Source organism: Paenibacillus sp. FSL W8-1187 (assembly GCF_037965485.1).
Taxonomy (GTDB): domain Bacteria; phylum Bacillota; class Bacilli; order Paenibacillales; family Paenibacillaceae; genus Paenibacillus_O; species Paenibacillus_O pasadenensis.
This window is the reverse complement of record NZ_CP150181.1, coordinates 1887971-1903581: the sequence shown is the minus strand read 5'-3', so window position 1 is coordinate 1903581 and position 15611 is coordinate 1887971. Positions and strand designations below refer to the sequence as shown.

Sequence of the window (15611 nt, the reverse complement as noted above, 5' to 3'; positions counted from 1 at the left end):
CCAATTCTTGCATATCCGCGACTATTGTCCTATGTTGTCAACCCTATGGAAGGTCTCATTTTGAATATGCCTTCCAGGTCATCCGACGCTCCGCCCGGCCGCATTCTCGCGCTTGCAGCGCATCCGGACGAGCCGCAGCCGATCGTAGACGAGCTCAATCTTCATGCCGGGCGCCGGCTCGGCTCCGTATACCTTATGCAGGATCGGCTTGAGGTACTTGTCCCCCTCCTGCGCAAGCGCCTGCCGGATGCGCGCCAGCTCCTCCGACGGCACTCCCTCAAGCTCGCGCGCGATGAGCGGCTCGAGGTCGTAGCCCTCCTGGTCGAGCTGCTCGAGGCGCTCCATCAGCTCCCGCCGGGGCAAGCCCGTGTCGGCCTGCAGCTCCTCGAGCGACTTGTCCGCGCGGATGCCCTCGAGAATCAGCCGGCTCGACTGCTGGCGATCGAGGCGGCTTTTGTATTTGTGCTCCTTTTGCTTGTACAGCCACTGCACGTACGCCTTGGAATCGAGCGCCTCCTCGACCCAGTCGAGCGGAAACGGACGCGGCTGCGCCGCCTTCTCCGTCAAAGCCAGCACCTCGGCGGAGTACGAGGCGCCCTTGCCCGGCCCCCAGCCGGGAATCGCCGCCAGCTCCTCCTCGGTCCGCGGCACGAATGCCGCGATCATGAGCAGCGTCCGGTTCGTCGCCACGAGATACGCCGACTTGCGGTCGGATGTCGCCCGCAGCCGCCGCCAGTCCCGCAGCTCCTCGTACAGCGCGGCGTCGGCATGGAGCTCGCCGTAGCATTGCAGGAGGCTGACCGTGCCGCCCCGCGCCGACGGACGCTCGTCGAGCATGCCGTCCACGAGCGGCGAGAAGCCCTCGCCCATGCGCACCGCCACGCCGTGGCGGAACGCGTTCATCATTTCTTCCCAGCTGGCGCCCTCGTACCAGAGATCGGTCGTCTCCGAGCTGCCGTGCCGGCTGCCGTTCCAGATGACCGACCACGTTCCTTGCTGCTCGCAGATGGTCAGCTGCGCCGTGTCCAGCCTTCCATCTCCAAGCGGTTTTTCGAATGAGTTCAAAAATACGATCTGCATGATGGCTCGCACCTCCGTAGAATAGGCCGATAAGGGCTGGAGAACGCAAAAAAAGCACCTCTCCCGCTCGCGTCTGCAAGCAAGAGAGGTGCTTCCTCCCGGTCAATCCTTATCTGGTAAATCCATCCTATCATAGCGGGGCCGGATTCGGCAATCGCTTTTTCCGCCGGTCCGGCGAGGCCGGGCGGCCCCTTCCCGTGCTATACTAGCTCCATCAGCGCCGGACGCCGCTCTTCGGGCGGCTCTGCCGGGCGCAAGGGGAGGAACGCATCATGCAGCTCAAAGACTACGATTTCATGTCGGACTCCACAGAGGAGACGTCGACTCGCTTCATTACGCTGATCACGCCTGGACTCAAGCGGTTCGACCTGGCCATCCTGACGACCAACCGCTTTTACGGCAAAAAGCTCGTCACCGATCTGCAAGGGGGCCGCACCGCCATCATCGGCCAGGACGACCTGGAGGAGGAAGGCTATCTCGAGCATGTGTTCAAGCTCACCGAGGAGGAGGCGTCCGAGCTCGGCGCGTTTCTGTCGCTCGTCGTAGGCGAAGTGAATTTTACCGACTGAGCGGGAAAAGCTACTACGGCACCCATCCGGGCACAGGCTTTTCAAGCCTGTGCCACCTAAGGAGGCAGCCGCAGCATGCCAGACCAGCCCGAGGACGGACGGTTCGTCGGCCGTCCCGACACCGACGCGGCGACGGAGGAATCCCGCCGCGAGAAATACACGGATCTATCGACCGTGGAGTCCAGCCGCAACGATCTGACCTTCGAGGAATTCCCCGAGGGCCCCTACGGCGCGTCGCTTCATCCGGAAGCTCCGGTCAAGGAGAGCGAATGGCGGCCGGAGCAGCGCCAGCCCAATCGCTTCGGCTACGAGAACCGCCGCCTTCATGGCGAGCAGGAGCGCGATTATCCCGGCGACGACCGCAGCGGGGCCGGCAACGGATCCGTGCCGGACGGCACGCAGCAGGCTTGAAGCGATCTGCGGGACATAGGCCCGCACAGGCGGACGTGCGTCTCGCGGATCGACAGCAGCGACGATGCCTTTCGGCCGCCGCAGCGCAAAAAAGGACTGTTCCTTGCAGGAAGGCTTTTTAGCCGGCCCGCGGGGACAGTCCTTTTTTGGGGGATGAAAATATCTTCGCGCCGCCCGGAGGTCAGATCCAGCCGATCATCGTCAGCACGAGGCCGATCAGGAAGCCGCATACCGCGCCGTTGACGCGGATCCACTGCAGGTCGCTGCCCACCTTGGACTCCAGCATGTCGACAAGCTGCTTGTCGTCGAGCTTGTTGAGGTTGTCGCGGACGAGCAGGCCGATGCGGTAATGGTTGCTTTCGATCGCCTGCACGAGCAAGCTCGACAGCCGGTCCTCCCAGCCGCGCACGAGCTCCGGCTCGGCCGCCAGCCGGTCGCGGACCGCCTTCATCGCCGCCAGCACGAAGCGGCCGCCTTTGCGCTTGTCCTGCTCCAGCACGTCCAGCAGCTTGCGGCGCAGCTCCTCCGCCTTGGCGGAAACGAATTCGGCAGCCTCGGCCGACTCCAGCTTCAGCGCGGCCCATTCCTTGGCTTTGCCCAGGCTCTCGCCGTCCTCGGCCAGGCCGACCAGCCGCGAGCGCAGCTCCAGCAGCAGCGCATCGCGCTGGCGGCTGCCCGGCGTCGTCAGATCCTTCACTCCGGACAGCAGCATATGCTGGAGCATCGCGCCCATCTTGTCCTCGTTCATGAAGCCGGCGAAAGCCTGCACGGCGAAGCCCATGAAGCCGCCGACCTGCAGCTCCTGCAGCTTGGCCTGAGCAAGCTCGCCGAGCATCTTGCCGGTGGACGGCTTGGAGATCCAGTCGATCGCCTGATCCAGCGCGTAGTCCAGCGCCTTCTCGTCCCATCCCTCGCGGATGACCGCGCTTGCAGCCCGCTCCGCCAGCGGCTGCAGCTCGATCCCTCTTGCATAGCCCGCCGCACCCTGCAGCAGCGAGGCGGCGAGCTTCTCCGCAGGCAGCCTCTCGACGACGCCTTGGAGAGCGGTCAGCACGGCCTCGCGGTTGTGCCGCTTCGCGAGCATGCGTACGGCATACCGGCCGGCGCTCTGGATCAGGTTCAGGTTGCGCAGCCGGGCGCTGATGCTCTCCTTGTTGAGCAGCTCGTTCTCGAGCGAGGAGACGAGCGCGTTGATGAGCTTCGGCTTGTTTTTGAGCAGCAGGTTCGTATGGGGTATTTTCAGCCCCAGCGGATGGCGGAACAGCGCCGATACCGCGAACCAGTCGGCGATGCCGCCGACAAGGCCGGCCTCGAAGCCGCCCTGCAGCAGCTCCACCGCGCGTCCGCCGCCGTCCGCCAGCGCGGTCGTGACCGCGAATCCCGCCGCCATGACGCCCAGCGAGGCGGTTGCCGCATATCTCGTTTTCATGATGATCCCCCGATTCGGCATTAAGCTACTTTATTGATTATAACCAAGTTGCGGGCATAGCGAAAATAGCGCGTCCGGAAATCGGCTGCCGAAAAAACGCAAACGCGGGAAAAGGCGCTTCGCCTCTCCCCGCGTTTGCGTCTGGCAAGCGCTCCGAACCGGAGCGCATCCACAGCCTTCCTTCTCGTCCTCAGTCGGCCGCGATCCAGTCGACCGAGCCGCTCGGAGGCGGTCCGAACCGGGTGCGGACGACGGCGAGAATCGCGCAGTCCGCTTCTTTTCGGCGGATGACGACCGAGCAGGACGGATGGTCGCAGCTGACGGCGAGCGAGTAGGCCGCCTCGCCGAAGCTTCGGTCGAAGGCGATGCGCAGCTCGACCTCCGCGTCCGTCTCGCCAAAGGCGAAGGGGACGATTCCATGCGCAGTCTGCCGGCAAGCGGCCAGCCTCGCTTGCGCGTCGGCAAGAGTAGCGGCCGCATCCTGGACATCCGCCTGCAGCTTTTGGCAAAGGGCCTCGGTCCGGGCCAGCGCGTCCTCCATCGTCTGGCAGCGGGCTTTCCACGTTTCCAGCTCATGCGCGAGCTCCTGCCTTCCGGCTTCCGCCAGCTGGCGGAAATGCTCCAGCACGTCTTCGTTCAGGCTGGAGAGCGCAATCGATCCCGACTGCAGATGACGGCTGCCGACCGCGCCTTCCGCCAGCTGCTCCGAGCCGACGGCTCCGAGCTCCAGCCGGCTCCGGTCTACCGCGCCTTCCGCCAGCCGGCTTCGATCCACAGCCCCTTCGGCCAAATGCTCCGTGCCGACGGCGCACGCTTCCAGCTGCTCCGAGCCTACTGCTCCGGCCGCCAATCGGCTTCGGTCCACCGCTCCCGATGCCAGCTGCTCCGTACCGACGCTGCCCGGTTCCAGCTGATCGGCTCCTACCGCTCCGGCCGCCAATCGGCTTCGGTCCACAGCGCCTTCCGCCAGCTGCTCCCGTCCGACGCTGCCTGCCTCCAACTGCTCCGAACCTATCGCTCCAACCGCCAGTCGGCTTCGGTCCACCGATCCTTCCGCCAGCTGCTCCGTACCGACGCATCCCGGCTCTAGCTGCTCCGAGCCTACTGCTCCGGCCGCCAATCGGCTTCGGTCCACAGCACCTTCCGCCAGCTGCTCCCGTCCGACGCTGCCTGCCTCCAGCTGCTCCGAGCCTATCGCTCCAACCGCCAGTCGGCTTCGGTCCACAGCGCCTTCCGCCAGCTGCACCGTTCCAACGGCGCCTCGCTCCAGCTGCTCCGTCCCAACGGCGCCTTGCTGCAGCTGCAGCCGTCCGACCGAGTCCGGCGCCAGCTTGGAGGCGGCGACGCTCTGGTCCGCCAGCTTGTCGCCCGTCACGGCCCCGGCCACGAGCTTATCCGTGGATACCGACTCCGGAGACAGCTTCAGCGAGCTGACCATATAGTCCGCCAGATGCCGGGCGGTCACCGAGCGCTCCGCCAGCACCCTGCCGTCGACCGCTCCATCCGCAAGCTGAGGGCTTGCGACCGAGCGCTCCGCCAGCGCCTGCAGCTCGACCGAGCCTGGAGCCAGATGGCGGGCCTCGACCGCATCATCGGCCAGGCGGGAGGCGTCGATCGCTTTTTCCGCGACATGATGAAGGCAGACGGCTTGAGGCGCCAGGTGGCTGCGGCCTACCGATCCTGGAGCGAGCTGGACCGGACCGACGCTGCCGTCCGCCAGATGACGGCGCTCTACCGCTTCCTCGCCCAGCTCGCCGGGGCCGACCGCCTCGGCCGCGAGCTTGCTGCGCGACACCGCGCTGTCGGCCAGCGCATCCTCCCCGACCGAGCCGTCTGCGTAGTGGCTTTCCCGCACCGCTCCGGCTTGCAGGGCGGAAGCGCCGACGCTGCGGTCTCGAAGATGCTCCTGCCGGATGCTCCCGGCCTGCAGCTGATTGGCTCCCACAGCCCCCTCGCCCAGATGGAACTGCCGGATGGAGGCGGCGCCGATCTTGGAGCCGTCCACGCTGCCCGGCGCCAGATGGCGGGCTTGCACCGCTTCGACGCCAAGCTTGGAGGCGGAGATGCTGCCGTCGGCCAGCTTGGCGGGAGTGACGGCATGATCCGACAGATGCATGGTCGTCACCGAGTCAGGCCGCAGCTTATCCGAGCTCACGCTGCCGTCCGCCAAATGCCGGTTGCCAAGCGCGCTGTCCGCCAGATGGCGGCTCTCCACGCTGCCGGGAGCGAGCTGGCCGCCTCCGACCGAGTTCAGCTGCAAGGCGTCCAGACCGACGCTTCCCGGCGCGAGATGGCGGGCTTGCACCGCTTCGGCGCCTAGCTTGGAGGCCGCGATGCTGCCGTCCGCCAGCTTGGCGGAGGTGACGGCATGATCCGCCAGCTGCACGGTCGTCACCGCGTCAGGCCGCAGCTTCTCCGAGCTTACGCTGTCATCCGCCAGCTGGCGGTTGCCGACCGTGCCGTCCGCCAGATGGCGGCTCTCCACGCTGCCGGCGGCCAGCTGGCCGCTCCCGACCGATTCCGGCTGCAGGACATCCGGACCGACGCTGCCCGGCGCCAGCTCGCGGCTGCCGACCGCATGCTCCGCCAGCTGCTGCGACCCGACCGAGCCGTCCGCCAAATGGCGGGCCTCGACGATTCCCTCCTGCAGCTGGCCGGAGCCGACCGAGCCGTCTGCCAGATGGCGGGCCTCGACGGCGCCGCCGCCGAGCTTGGCTGCCGTCACGGAGCCGTCTCGCAGCTTGGAGGCGGTCACGGCCTGCTCCGCCAGCTTGGCGTTGTCGACGCTGCCGGCCGCGAGCGCTTGCGAGCCGACCGATTCCGAGCCGTACAGTCGGCTCGTCAGGCTTCCATCCGCCAGCGTGTCGGACGAAATCGCACCCGGACGCAGATGCCTTCCTTCGATCGCGCCGTCCTCAAGCAGCGAGCCGGGCAGGCTCCGGGCCGCCAGCTTCTCCGGCGTGACGCTGCCGTCCTGAAGCTTCGACGTCGAGACTGCCCCGTCGCGGAGCTTGCCGCCGCTCACGGAGCCGTCGGCCAGATGCTCCTCCAGCACCGCTCCGTTCGCGAGCTTGCCCGATCCGACCGAGCCGTCCCGCAGCTTGATCCCGCTCACCGATCCGTCCGCGAGCGACCTTTCCGTCACCGCCTCATCGGCCAGCTTTTCAGCAGATACGCTTCCCGGCGCGAGCTTCGTTTCCGATACGGAGCCCTCCGCCAGGTCGGATCCGTATACCGAAGGCGCCGCACTCGGTCCGCGCCTTTCCTCCAGCAGCCGCTGCAGCCGCTCCTCTGCGCTTGCTTCGGGCTGCGCGACGGGCTCCGCATGCGCGGCCGCCCGAGTCGTCTGCGTACCTGCCTCCGATTGAGCTTTCACCGAATCGACAGCAGCCCGGTCCTCCGCCGCTACTGACGTTAACGTCGCCTCCGACTCCACCACCGCTTCTGCCTCGGCCGCCGCCGCAGGCATCTCCGGGGCTGCGACTGCACTCACCTGCAGCTTCTCCGGAACGGGTTCCATTTCATCGATCCAGCTGATTTCCGAAAATGTCGAATCCTCCACCTGCAGCACCTTGCGGCGCAGCTTCGGCTGCTTGCCCTTCCGGTTGTTTGCCATCGCTCTCTCCCTTGGTCCCGACATCGTCCGTTACTCACGATATGCGGGCATGCGGCCGTTCTGACCCATTTCGGGACAGCCCGCTCGACAAAAAAAAGCCCGTCCGGACGCCGTTCGGCGTGCAGGACAGGCGTGCAGGACAGGCTTAATGAAAAGGGGAAAGCGAAGGATGGACGAAGGAAGAGCGCTATCCTTCCTGCAGCCGGCTCATGAACTCCTCGACCGCGCTGTAGCCTTGCTGCTGCAAGTACCAGTTGTTGGCGGCGGCCTCGACGAGGCTCGCCACGTCCCGGCCCGGCTGCAGCTGGATCTGGATATGAGGGATGCGCACGCCCATGTAGTCGGTGTACCGCTCCTCGACCTCCAGCTCGTTGTTGAGCTCGTTGTCGCGCCACTTGGTCAGCTCGATGTCGAGCGCGATGCGCGTCTCCTCCTGGAACGCCTTGCGGCCGTACAGCCGCACGACGTTGATGAGGCCGATGCTGCGCAGCGCCAGGAACTCCTTGGTCTTGCCGTTATGCGTCCCCAGCAGCGTGCGCGGGCTCAGCTTCTTGAGCACGATCACGTCGTCGGCGACGAGCCGATGCCCGCGGCGGATGAGCGAATGCGCCGTCTCGCTCTTGCCTGCACCGGACGAGCCGCGCAGCAGGATGCCGATGCCGGACACGTTGACGCATACTCCGTGGATCGCGATCCGCTCTGCCAGCTCCTTGACGAGGAAGGCATCCATCACGGCGATGAATTCCGTCGTCGGCAGCGGCGTGCGCAGCAGCGGAATGCCCTCCTCCTCGCAGTAGCGCATCAAGTACTTGAGCCCGTCCTCCTGCTGGCCCGACGTGACGATGAAGCAGGGCGGATGGTACTTGACGATATTGCCGATGTGGAGGTTGCGCTCCAGCTCGGTCAGCTTGTGCAGGTAGGTGATCTCCTTGATGCCGAGCACCTGCACCCTTTCCATCGGAAAATAATCGAAATAACCGACGAACTCAAGTCCCGGACGATGGCCGCCGGGCTTGGTCACCTGACGATCGAGCCGCTCCTCGGCCGCCAGCACCTCGAGCTTGAAATGCTCGGCCAGCGCGCGGACCGTCACCGCTCCCATGCTCATGTCCCGTCCTCCTTTGCGGCAGCCCCGTCCCGTCCGGCGGGCGGATCGAGGGGCTGCTTGCCGATGATGCGTTCATATACGGCGAATTGCCGTTCTTCCTCGTAGCCCTCGGATTCGTACAGGCTGCGCGCCGCCGCGTTGCCATGGGCGGTCGACAGCTGGATGTACGCCGCGCCGGTTTCCATGCCTAGCCGCTCGGCCTCCCGCAGCAGCCTGCGGGCGACGCCTCGGCCTCTCCAGTCCGGATCGACGAACAGATCGTTGAGGATCCAAGCCCGCTTCAGCGAGATCGAGGAGAAGACCGGATAAAGCTGCATGAAGCCGACTGCGGCGCCGTCGGCCAGAGCGGCGAACACAGCCGACTCGCCGCGCCGGAGCCGGTCGTCGAGAAAGGCTTCGGCAAGCGCGAGCTCCGTCTCCTGATCGGGATGGCCGTAAAACACCCGGTACCGGTGGAACAAAGGCGCAAGCTCCTTCGCCTGACCGGCGCCCGCCCTCGTGATTTCGATCATGGATGATCCCTCCTGCCGTTTTCCCCACTGTACTTCAAGCTCCCTTGGAAGCTCCATGGACAATCCGGCGAAAAGGATGGACGGCGGCGCGGCCATTTACTCTAGGCCCCTGCTCGATCCGCAGCCTGAACGCGGACAGACGTCCGCCATGCCGCGGACGCCTCTGGCCGGCAAGCTCAGCCCTCGGGGCGGAAGCCTTCCTCGCGCAGGTACTCCTCCGCCTCGTCGAACGACTCGAACGCCATCTCCAGGTTGAGGCCGGCGTACAGATACCACAGGTCGTCCTCGCTGCGCAGCTCGAGCGCGTTGCCGTCGCCGTCGAGCCAACGGCTCTTGGCCATCCGGCGGCGGCGCGCCGCGCGGCTCTGCCCCGGCTCGGCCGCCGGTCCGGACGGCGGGCGGGAAAGCGAGGCGATCGAGGCCGCCGTCAGCCGCCGCAGCTCGTCTTCGTCCAGGTCGCGGATGCTGACGTAGCCCTTCTCATCCGTTTCGTACCCGTCCAGCAGCGCCGCATAAACATATCCTCCGCCATTGGGATGCAGCCGGAAGACGACGTTTTTCTTCTCATGCAGGCTGCCCTCGAACTGGAAGTTGACGCGTCCCATCGACACGTCGCTGCGCGTCAGCTCGGGAAAGATCTTGAACAGCTCTAGCTTTTCTTCAAACGATAACATAGGATCCTCCGTATCGGTCGCGTCGCCGCGTTAGTGGCTGGCCGGGTCAGCCGATCAGGCTCATCAGGCTGCGGAACTCGAGCTCCTCGAACTTGCGCTCGACCGCGTGGCGGTCGACCGCCCAGCAGCATTCGTGCATCGCCAGCAGCACCGGCGCCTCGCAGTGAATCGTCGCCAAGCGGCGGGACAGATGCAGCATGTCGAGATCGGCCTCGATCTTGGTCCGCACCGACGCCGACAGCGAGCCGAGATTGGCCAGGATGCCGTCGATCGAGCCGTGCTCCTGCACGAGCTTCAGCGCCGTCTTCTCGCCGATGCCCTTGACGCCGGGATAGTTGTCGCTCGCGTCGCCCATCAGCCCCTTGACGTCGATGATTTGCGGCGGCGTCAGTCCGCGCTCCTCCATGAGGCTTTCCGGCGTGTACACCATGTAGTTGCCGTGGCCCTTCTTCATGATGATGACGGAAACACGCTCGTCGACGAGCTGCAGCAGGTCATGGTCGCCGGTCAGCACGAGCACCTCGTGCTCCCGGCCATGCAGCCGCGCCAGCGTGCCGATGCAGTCGTCCGCCTCGTAGCCCGGCGCGCCGATGTTCGGCACGCCGAAGCTCGCGACGACCTCCTTGACGAGGTCGAACTGCGGGATCAGGTCGTCCGGCGCGTCCGGACGGTTCGCCTTGTACAGGGTGAACTCCTGCGTGCGGAACGTGCTGCTCCCGAGATCCCAGCAGACGGCCACATGCGTCGGCTCGAAGCGCCGCACCGCGTCCATGAAGTAGCGGACGAAGCCGTGCACCGCGTTCACTGGCAGCCCGAAGCTCGTGCGCCGCACGCTGCCGCCGTAAGCGGTCGCGAAGTAGGCGCGGAACAGGATCGCCATCCCGTCCACAAGCAGCAGCCGCGAGCGCTCCGGCAGCTCCGCCTCTCCCGCCGCCTCCGGCCGCGGCTTGTCCTCGTTCCATGTAAACAGATCCATCTCTCAGCCTCCCTCTTGCAAATAGTCCGGCAGCCAGCGCGCGATGCGCGCCGCCGCCTCGATCAGCCGCGCCTCGTCCTCGACGAGCGCGATCCGCACATAGCCCTCGCCTTCGCCGCCGAACGCGTCGCCCGGCACGACGGCGACGCCCGTCTCGGCGAGCAGCCGCTCGGCGAAGCGGCGGCTGCTCGTCCGCGCGCCATCGGCCGGCTGCGGCACGGCCGCCCACAGGAACATCGTCGCCTCCGGCGGCTCGACCGGCCAGCCCGCCTCGCCGAGCGCGCGCACGAGCGCGTCCCGGCGGCTTTCATAGATATGGCGGAAGCCGGAGTAGCCCGGCTCCATCGCTTCGTCCAGCGCCTCCGCGGCCGCCCGCTGCACGGCGCCGAACACGCCGTAGTCGATGTTCGCCTTCAGGCGGCGCAGCGCTCCGACCGCTTCCCGGCTGCCCGCGAGGAAGCCGAGCCGGCAGCCGGCCATGTGGAAGCTTTTGGACATGGAGTGGAACTCGACCGCCACGTCGAGCGCGCCGGGCACCGACAGCACGCTGATCGGCCGGTAGCCGCCGTAGCCCATTTCCGAATAGGCCAGATCATGCACGAGCACGACGCCGTGGCGGCGGCACTTGGCGACGAGCGCCTCCAGCAGCTCGCGGCTCGACGCCGCGCCGATCGGGTTGCCGGGCAGTCCGAGCAGGACGAAGCGCGCCCGCTCCCACGCCTCGTCCGGCACGAGGTCCGGATCGGGCAGGAAGCCGTTGCCCGCCTTCAGCGGCAGCAGGATCGGCTCCGCGCCGGCCAGCGCCAGCGAGGCCGCATAGACCGGATACCCCGGATCGGGCACGATCGCGGCGTCGCCCGGCTCGCACAGCGCCAGCGCCAGATGCGCGAGGCCGTCCTGCGAGCCCATGAGCGCAAGCAGCTCCTCGTCCGGATCGAGCTCGACGCCGAACCGATGCCGCATCCACTCAGCCGCCTTGCGGCGGAAAAGCTCGCTCCCATGCGAGGACGGATAGCGGTAGGAGGCCGGATCGAGCGCCGCCTCGCTCAGCGCCCGCATGACCCGCTCGCTTGGAGGAAGGTCCGGGCTGCCGATGCTCAGGTCGATGACGTCGATTCCGGACGCCTCCGCGCGGCTGCGCCACGAAGCGACCTCCGCGAACACGGAGGAGCCGAGGCGGCCGAGCTTGGCCGCTCCGACCGGCTTACTCATGATGCCAGACCGCCTTGTAGTCGTCCGGCTTGTAGCCGACGGTGGCGCGGCTGCCGTCCGTGACGATCGGCCGCTTGAGCAGCATGCCGTTCGAGGCGAGCAGCTCCAGCTGCTCGCGCTCGCTCATGCCGGCCAGCTTGTCCTTCAGGCCGAGCTCCTTGTACACCTCGCCGGAGGTGTTGAAAAACTTCTTCAGCGGCAGGCCGCTGCGCTTCACCAGCTCGGCGAGCTCGTCCGCCGTCGGCGGCTGCTCGCGGATCGGCAACCGCTCGAGCTCCCGGCCCGCCTGCTCCAGATCCTTGACCGCCAGCCGGCAGGTGCCGCATTTGCTGTATTCATAGATGGTCAATTTCTTCTTGTCGCCCATAAGTTCGATTCACGCCTTTCGTCGTTCGTCAGCCCGTCAAGTCGGCAGCAAGCAGCTCCCGCTCCAGCGCTTGCAGCTCCGGCGGGAGCGGAGCCTCGAAGCCCATCTCCCGCCCCGTCATCGGATGCACGAAGCTCAGCTCCGCCGCATGCAGCGCCTGCCTGCCGGCCGCCTCCTCCCAGGAGCCGTCTCCGCCGCCGTCCGCGGCCGGTCCGTACATCCGGTCGCCGATCAGCGGGCAGCCGATCCAGCCCAGATGGACGCGAATCTGGTGGGTGCGGCCGGTTTCCAGCCTCAGCCGCAGCTTGCAGGCCCGTCCACCGCCATAGGTCCGCTCCGTCTCGTAACGCGTCGCCGAGGCATAGCCCGCCGGCGTGACGATGCGATAATGCGGCGCGGCCGGATCGCGGTCGATCGGCGCGTCGATCCGGCCGAGCGCGATCGCCGGGCTTCCGTACGCGTAAGCGACATAGCCCTTGCGGATGCGGCCGTCGCCATGCTGCTCGGACAGCTGCTGGTGCACATACGGATTTTTGGCGATCAGCACGAGTCCGGACGTATCCTCGTCGAGCCGATGCACCGGTCGGAAGCGCACGTTCTCTCCGCGCTGCTGCCAGTGATGGACGGCCGCGTTGGCGAGCGTGCCCGTATAATGCCCGTGCGTCGGATGCACGACCATGCCGGCCGGCTTGGAGGCGAGCAGCAGCCAGTCGTCCTCGTAGACGATCTCCAGCGGCAGCGGCTGAGCCAGGATGTCCTCGGAGCGCTCCTGCTCCATGCGGATCTCGCAGACGTCGCCGGCCGCGACAGGATCGCCGGAGTAGGCCCGCGCGCCGTTGATCATGAGCCCTTTTTCCGTCAGCTTGAGGCGGGAGAGCAGCTTGCGCGAGACGCCGAGGCGGCGCTCCAGCAGCTTGGACAGGCGCCAGCCATGCTCGGCCTCGCCGGCGACGACGGCGATCGGCTCGTAATAGCCGTGCGGGGGGACAGACCCCTGCACGTAGCGCGGATCGGTCCTAGCGGTCGCCACGAAACACGTCCGCTCCCCGCGCATATTCCGCATCCGGCTGTCCGGCGCGGAAGTTGGCCGCTCTCGCAGCCGCGAAATAGTAGTCCGAGAGGCGGTTCAAGTAAGCTTGCACCGGCGGATGGACCGCCCTCTCCCCGGCCAGCGTCACGACTCGCCGCTCCGCCCTCCGGCAGACGGTGCGGCATACATGCAGCGCCGCCGCGAGCGGCGTTCCGCCCGGCAGGACGAAGCGCCGCAGCGGCGGGCACTCGCCGTCCAGCTCGTCGATCCACCGCTCCAGCCGCGTGGCCATCTCCTCGTTCGTCTTGAGCTGCTCCGGCCGCGGAGCGGCATAGCTCAGATCGGAGCCGCAGTCGAACAGCTCGTGCTGGATCTCCTCCAGCATGTCCGCCAGCCGCCGCATGGCGGGCTCGGCGAGCGCCGCCGCGCGGGCGGCTCCCGTGAAGGCGTTCAATTCGTCGATCGTTCCGTACGCCTCCACCTGGGCGTCGTCCTTGCCGACGCGGCCGCCGATCAGCGACGTCGATCCGTCGTCGCCGGTTCTCGTATACAGCTTCATCCGATCGTCCCTTTCTTCTCTTGTCGATAGGCACCATTATACCATACCGCAGCCTTCCGCCGATTCCCCTCCTCCTACCGCCGCATCAAAAAAACGGGACCGGATTGCCCGGCATGGAACGGCAATGGCTTTGGACCGAACCGCTTCGCGTGACGGTGAGGCCCAGGCCCAGGACCGCACCGCTTCGCGTGACGGGGACTCGTTCCGATCTCCCTGGAGCCCAGATTCCTTCGATTCCATTCCCCAGCAGGGGTGGAATCCGGCCTCCAAGGGAACCGCTGCCGCTTCTCCACGAGCTCCCCGCCCCGCTTCGCTTCGGGTCCCTGCATGATGCGCCGCTTCGCTGGCAGCTCAGCCAAGCCGTCGCTTCGCGGTCAGGTAACGTATCCAAGGAGAGTTGCAGGCCAGGGACGACACAGCCTGTTCGATTTGAAATGAAGTGTGACCACATCCCACACGCCAATGGCAACGAGACGAATTTACGCTCCCAAGGGCGTGGACTCATGCATGCTCGCTGCTTGGCCGCGCAACCGATCTCGTTCCACCTTACCCACGCCAGAGTTGCTCGGTTTTTCCGCGTAACTCCTCTTGTTCCACCGTACTCGTACCAGAGTTACTCGGTTTTTCCGCGTAGCTCCTCTCGCTCCACCGTCTACATGCCAGAGTTACTCGGTTTTTCCGCGCAACTCCTCTCGTTCCACCGTCTACATGCCAGAGTTACTCGGTTTTTCCGCGTAACTCCCCTCGTTCCACCGTACCCATGCCAGAGTTGCTCGGTTTTTCCGCGTAACTCCTCTTGTTCCACCGTCCACATGTCAGAGTTGCTCGGTTTTTCCGCGTAACTCCTCTTGTTCCACCTTACCCGTACCAGAGTTACTCGGTTTTTCCGCGTAACTCCCCTCTTTCCACCGTACCCATGCCAGAGCTGCTCGGTTTTTCCGCGTAACTCCCCTCTTTCCACCGTACCCATGCCAGAGTTGCTCGGTTTTTCCGCGTAACTCCCCTCGTTTCGCTGCCCCCACTTCAGAGTTACTCGGTTTTTCCGCGTAACTCCTCCTGCATGTCCTTCAAGTAACCTTCAACTCGATTTTTTCGACTTATGCCTTCACCCTGCAGCCTTGTCCAAGTGGCGGTACCAGCTAGCCAGCTAGCTGGAGTAGTCCCTTCGCTGTGTTGGCCTGCTATCCTGCTTGCTGGATCAGCCTGCTTGCTCGCTCCCTGCGTACGGTCGAGATGGATCGAACCGTACTCAGCACTGTCGTCTCCCAGGTATGCGGGAGACGGCCTCCTCCCCCCAAAAAAGGGGGAGGAGGAGAGCGGCGACAAGGCAAAGCGGAGCGAGACGATGCCTTTCGGAGAAGCGGCAGCGGTCCTCTTGGAAGACGGATGGCCTCCGCCTAAGAGGTCAAAAAATCAGGGCATCCGGCTTCCAGTGGAATCGGAGAAAGGCTCGGCTCGCGCAGCGGGCTTCTTGTCCATTGGACTTGCCGGCTCCCGCCGAGAAAGGCTCGGCTCGCGCAGCGGGCTTCTTGTCCATTGGACTTCCCGGCTCCTGCCGTGAAAGGCTCGGCTCGCGCAGCGGGCTTCTTGTCCATTGGACTTCCCGGCTCCCGCCGCGCAGCGGGCTTCTTGCCCCACTGATCCGGCTCGTTCCGGAGAAGAAAAGCATTGAAAAAAGCTTCCGGCCCGTTTCCGCCCGAAGGGGCGGGAAAACGGTCCGAAAGCCTTGTGCGCGCATCTGCCCGGATCGAGCTCAGCTCGGCCGGCAATGCAGGAACTCATTGATCTTGACGTCGAGCTTCTGGCTGATCGCGAGAAGATGCTCCGACTGGAAGCCGATCCCTTGCTCGTAGGTCTGCTCCATCTCGCGGCGCAACGCATCGATCTCGTCCGCAAGATCTCGCATCGTAGGGGTCCAGCTGCCGGGCGGCAATGGCTTCAGGCGTGCCTGGGACCATGCTCCGGTATCCGTTCCTGTCGTCATCCGGCATCCCTCCCGTTAAAACTCGGCTGCAGCCGCGTTCCAAACTTGCTCTTGCAGGAAATAACTATCAAATAATGGCAATCT

Annotated in this window: 14 protein-coding genes; 2 read left to right on the top strand and 12 right to left on the bottom strand. The window is 65.9% G+C overall.

Going from position 1 to position 15611, the window contains the following annotated elements:
* Positions 1-78: 78 nt before the first annotated feature.
* Positions 79-1080 (bottom strand): HRDC domain-containing protein, encoded by a 1002-nt coding sequence (locus NYE40_RS08205; protein WP_028598149.1) that lies wholly within the window; start codon positions 1078-1080, stop codon positions 79-81.
* A 272-nt stretch (positions 1081-1352) separates the two neighbouring features.
* Between NYE40_RS08205 and NYE40_RS08200 the strand changes: the two genes are divergently transcribed.
* Together NYE40_RS08200 and NYE40_RS08195 are read left to right on the top strand one after the other, a co-directional pair.
* The gene (locus NYE40_RS08200; protein WP_028598150.1) at positions 1353-1649 is read left to right on the top strand and encodes a DUF3055 domain-containing protein; all 297 of its coding nucleotides are present in this window, start codon (positions 1353-1355) and stop codon (positions 1647-1649) included.
* Positions 1650-1724: 75 nt separating this feature from the next.
* A complete protein-coding gene (locus NYE40_RS08195) occupies positions 1725-2060 on the top strand; it encodes a hypothetical protein (RefSeq protein WP_052333077.1) in 336 nt (111 codons plus the stop codon).
* A 181-nt stretch (positions 2061-2241) separates the two neighbouring features.
* On the opposite strand, the gene NYE40_RS08190 is transcribed toward NYE40_RS08195, so the two are convergent.
* The 11 genes from NYE40_RS08190 to NYE40_RS08140 form a co-directional block, all read right to left on the bottom strand.
* The gene (locus tag NYE40_RS08190) at positions 2242-3489 is read right to left on the bottom strand and encodes a DUF445 domain-containing protein (protein WP_028598151.1); all 1248 of its coding nucleotides are present in this window, start codon (positions 3487-3489) and stop codon (positions 2242-2244) included.
* A 190-nt stretch (positions 3490-3679) separates the two neighbouring features.
* A complete protein-coding gene (locus NYE40_RS08185) occupies positions 3680-7105 on the bottom strand; it encodes a WIAG-tail domain (RefSeq protein WP_028598152.1) in 3426 nt (1141 codons plus the stop codon).
* Between the two features lie 187 nt (positions 7106-7292).
* Positions 7293-8207, bottom strand: coding sequence for an HPr(Ser) kinase/phosphatase (gene hprK, locus NYE40_RS08180; protein ID WP_028598153.1), 915 nt, complete (start codon positions 8205-8207; stop codon positions 7293-7295).
* A 2-nt stretch (positions 8208-8209) separates the two neighbouring features.
* Positions 8210-8725 carry a GNAT family N-acetyltransferase gene (locus NYE40_RS08175; protein WP_084136888.1) on the bottom strand — a complete coding sequence of 172 codons (516 nt, stop codon included), beginning with the start codon at positions 8723-8725 and terminating at the stop codon, positions 8210-8212.
* 176 nt (positions 8726-8901) lie between these two features.
* Complete coding sequence (locus NYE40_RS08170; protein WP_339279762.1) at positions 8902-9399, bottom strand: hypothetical protein; 498 nt, start codon at positions 9397-9399, stop codon at positions 8902-8904.
* A gap of 46 nt (positions 9400-9445) precedes the next feature.
* On the bottom strand, positions 9446-10375 hold the full coding sequence (locus NYE40_RS08165) for a 5'-3' exonuclease H3TH domain-containing protein (RefSeq protein ID WP_084136890.1): 930 nt from the start codon (positions 10373-10375) through the stop codon (positions 9446-9448).
* Between the two features lie 3 nt (positions 10376-10378).
* Positions 10379-11587 (bottom strand): aminotransferase class I/II-fold pyridoxal phosphate-dependent enzyme, encoded by a 1209-nt coding sequence (locus tag NYE40_RS08160; protein ID WP_028598157.1) that lies wholly within the window; start codon positions 11585-11587, stop codon positions 10379-10381.
* Complete coding sequence (locus NYE40_RS08155) at positions 11580-11954, bottom strand: arsenate reductase family protein (protein WP_028598158.1); 375 nt, start codon at positions 11952-11954, stop codon at positions 11580-11582. The genes NYE40_RS08160 and NYE40_RS08155 overlap by 8 nt, the downstream gene beginning before the upstream one ends.
* A gap of 28 nt (positions 11955-11982) precedes the next feature.
* Positions 11983-12984: an RluA family pseudouridine synthase gene (locus NYE40_RS08150; protein ID WP_240478972.1), complete on the bottom strand. Its 1002-nt coding sequence runs from the start codon at positions 12982-12984 to the stop codon at positions 11983-11985.
* On the bottom strand, positions 12971-13543 hold the full coding sequence (locus tag NYE40_RS08145) for a cob(I)yrinic acid a,c-diamide adenosyltransferase (protein ID WP_028598160.1): 573 nt from the start codon (positions 13541-13543) through the stop codon (positions 12971-12973). Before NYE40_RS08145 ends, NYE40_RS08150 begins: the two co-directional genes overlap by 14 nt.
* Before the next feature lie 1753 nt (positions 13544-15296).
* On the bottom strand, positions 15297-15527 hold the full coding sequence (locus NYE40_RS08140) for an aspartyl-phosphate phosphatase Spo0E family protein (RefSeq protein WP_084137438.1): 231 nt from the start codon (positions 15525-15527) through the stop codon (positions 15297-15299).
* Positions 15528-15611: the final 84 nt, after the last annotated feature.

Bases quoted from the DNA above. Each gene is read 5' to 3' on its own strand.
- NYE40_RS08190 (WP_028598151.1), bottom strand. From the start codon at position 3,489: ATGAAAACGAGATATGCGGCAACCGCCTCGCTGGGCGTCATGGCGGCG.
- NYE40_RS08195 (WP_052333077.1), top strand. From the start codon at position 1,725: ATGCCAGACCAGCCCGAGGACGGACGGTTCGTCGGCCGTCCCGACACC.
- NYE40_RS08185 (WP_028598152.1), bottom strand. From the start codon at position 7,105: ATGGCAAACAACCGGAAGGGCAAGCAGCCGAAGCTGCGCCGCAAGGTG.
- NYE40_RS08160 (WP_028598157.1), bottom strand. From the start codon at position 11,587: ATGAGTAAGCCGGTCGGAGCGGCCAAGCTCGGCCGCCTCGGCTCCTCC.
- NYE40_RS08205 (WP_028598149.1), bottom strand. From the start codon at position 1,080: ATGCAGATCGTATTTTTGAACTCATTCGAAAAACCGCTTGGAGATGGA.
- NYE40_RS08165 (WP_084136890.1), bottom strand. From the start codon at position 10,375: ATGGATCTGTTTACATGGAACGAGGACAAGCCGCGGCCGGAGGCGGCG.
- NYE40_RS08200 (WP_028598150.1), top strand. From the start codon at position 1,353: ATGCAGCTCAAAGACTACGATTTCATGTCGGACTCCACAGAGGAGACG.
- NYE40_RS08145 (WP_028598160.1), bottom strand. From the start codon at position 13,543: ATGAAGCTGTATACGAGAACCGGCGACGACGGATCGACGTCGCTGATC.
- NYE40_RS08155 (WP_028598158.1), bottom strand. From the start codon at position 11,954: ATGGGCGACAAGAAGAAATTGACCATCTATGAATACAGCAAATGCGGC.
- NYE40_RS08140 (WP_084137438.1), bottom strand. From the start codon at position 15,527: ATGACGACAGGAACGGATACCGGAGCATGGTCCCAGGCACGCCTGAAG.
- NYE40_RS08175 (WP_084136888.1), bottom strand. From the start codon at position 8,725: ATGATCGAAATCACGAGGGCGGGCGCCGGTCAGGCGAAGGAGCTTGCG.
- hprK (WP_028598153.1), bottom strand. From the start codon at position 8,207: ATGGGAGCGGTGACGGTCCGCGCGCTGGCCGAGCATTTCAAGCTCGAG.
- NYE40_RS08170 (WP_339279762.1), bottom strand. From the start codon at position 9,399: ATGTTATCGTTTGAAGAAAAGCTAGAGCTGTTCAAGATCTTTCCCGAG.